At 63.6% G+C, this 2,008-nt stretch carries 2 protein-coding genes; both read left to right on the top strand.

Annotated features, from left to right (window positions below; genetic code table 11):
- Positions 1–1,266, top strand: a 1,266-nt coding sequence (locus tag GXY33_14255; GenBank protein ID NLX06296.1) for an IS21 family transposase, incomplete at its 5' end; no start/stop codon positions are given.
- Complete coding sequence (locus GXY33_14250) at positions 1,229–1,993, top strand: ATP-binding protein (GenBank protein ID NLX06295.1); 765 nt, start codon at positions 1,229–1,231, stop codon at positions 1,991–1,993. The genes GXY33_14255 and GXY33_14250, both read left to right, overlap by 38 nt.
- Positions 1,994–2,008: the final 15 nt, after the last annotated feature.

The raw sequence follows: 2,008 nt of genomic DNA, 5'->3' as shown, positions 1-2,008 counted from the left end.
TACGCCGGGGGGATCACCATCGTCAAGGATTATGTCCGCCGGATCCGTCCGCCCCGGACCCCGGCCTTCCTGACCCTTTCCTTCGCGCCCGGCGAATGCGCCCAGGTGGACTGGGGCCAGTTCGGATCGATCAGCGTGGGCAACACCCGCCGGCGGATGAGCTTCTTCGTGATGGTCCTGTGCTACAGTCGGATGCTCTACGTCGAGTTCACGGTCAGCGAGACCATGGAATACTTCCTGGCCAGCCACGCCAATGCCTTCGCCTTCTTCGGCGGGGTTCCCGAGCGGGTCATGGTGGACAACTTACGTTCCGCGGTGTTGCGGCATGCGTTGGGCCAGACGCCGGTGCTGAATCCGCGCTATAAGGACTTCGCCGATCACTTCGGTTTTACCGTCCGCCCCTGCGGGGTCGGCCAGGCCCATGAGAAGGGTCGGGTGGAAAATGCCGTGGGGTACATCAAAAAAAACTTCCTGGCCGGGTTGGAACTGAGCGACTTCGCCCTGGTCAACCCGGCGGCCCGCCAGTGGCTGGACACGGTGGCCAACGTGCGTATCCACGGCCGCACCAAACGACCGCCGGCCGAACTGTTCCTGGTGGAAAAGCCCCAACTCCGGCCCCTACCGATCCAGCCGTACGATGTCGGCGTCCTCCGTCCGGTGCGGGCCAGCCGTCAGTTCCGGGTGACCGTGGACACCAACACCTACTCGGTGCCCGCCGAATATGCCGGAGCGGCATTGACCCTCAAGCTCTACCCCGACCATCTGTGCCTGTACCATCAGGACCGGCTCATCGCTCGGCACGTCCGCAGCTACGACCGCCGACGGGACTTCGAGCATCCCGATCACCCCCGGGCGCTGCTCCAGCAACGCCGCCGAGCGCGTGATCAGAAGTTGCTGCAACGCCTGCTGTCGCTGACGCCCCGGGCGGAAGGGTTTTACCAGGGTCTGGCCGAGCGGCGGCTCAACGTCCTGCATCACGTCCGCCAGATCGTCGCCCTGGCCGAAATCTACGGGGCGGAGAGAACCGCCCGGGCCATCGAGGACGCCCTGGAGTTCCAGGCGTTCAGCGGCGAATACATCGCCAACCTGCTCGAACAGCAGCAACGGATCCTGCCGGAACCCGGCGCCCTGCACCTGACCCGCCGACAGGACCTGCTGGAGCTGGAGCTTCCCGAACCCAACCTGGAACTCTACGAGACCTCCGAAACCCCTATCCCCGGAGAAACCCATGAATCGCCGCAAGACCGCCCAAGCGACGCCGGATGACCTGCGTCGGCAACTCCAGTTGCTCAAACTGCCGTTTATCCTGGAACACTTCGAGGAACTGGCCCAGCAGGCCGGGGCCCAGCAGTGGTCTCACGTGGACTTCCTCGCCCGTCTGATCGAGGGTGAGGCCACCCTGCGTCAGGACCAGGCCCGCCAGCGGCGCATCCGAAACGCCGGCTTCCCCGTGCTCAAGACTCTCCAGCAGTTCGACTTCACCTGGCCGACGAAGATCAATCGGCTGGCGGTCCAGAACCTCTTCCGCCTCAAGTTCATCGAGGATAAAGCCAACGCGATCCTGATCGGTGGGGTGGGCCTGGGAAAAACGCATCTGGCGATCGCTCTGGGCTGGGCCGCTTGTCAGGCGGGTCCGCGGGTCCGTTTCGCCACTGCCATCGACATCATCAACAGCCTCGCGGCCGCCCAGAAAGCCGGGCGTCTGGTTCAGAAACTCAGGGAATACACCCGCCCGGATCTATTGATTATCGATGAACTAGGGTATCTGCCCATCGACAAGCACGGGGCCGACCTGCTCTTCCAGATCATCAGCCATCGGTACGAACGCGGGGCCATCGTGCTGACCACCAACAAGGCCTACAAGCACTGGCCCTCGATGTTCAACAACGACAGCACCCTGACCTCGGCCATCCTCGACCGCGTCCTGCACCACGCCGAGACCATTATCATCGAAGGTAAAAGCTACCGCATGAAGGACCGTATCGATCCGTGAACCCTCCCCGAGGTG

This window comes from Phycisphaerae bacterium, from assembly GCA_012729815.1.
Lineage (GTDB): Bacteria > Planctomycetota > Phycisphaerae > JAAYCJ01 > JAAYCJ01 > JAAYCJ01.
This window is presented reverse-complemented; position numbering and strand designations above follow the sequence as displayed.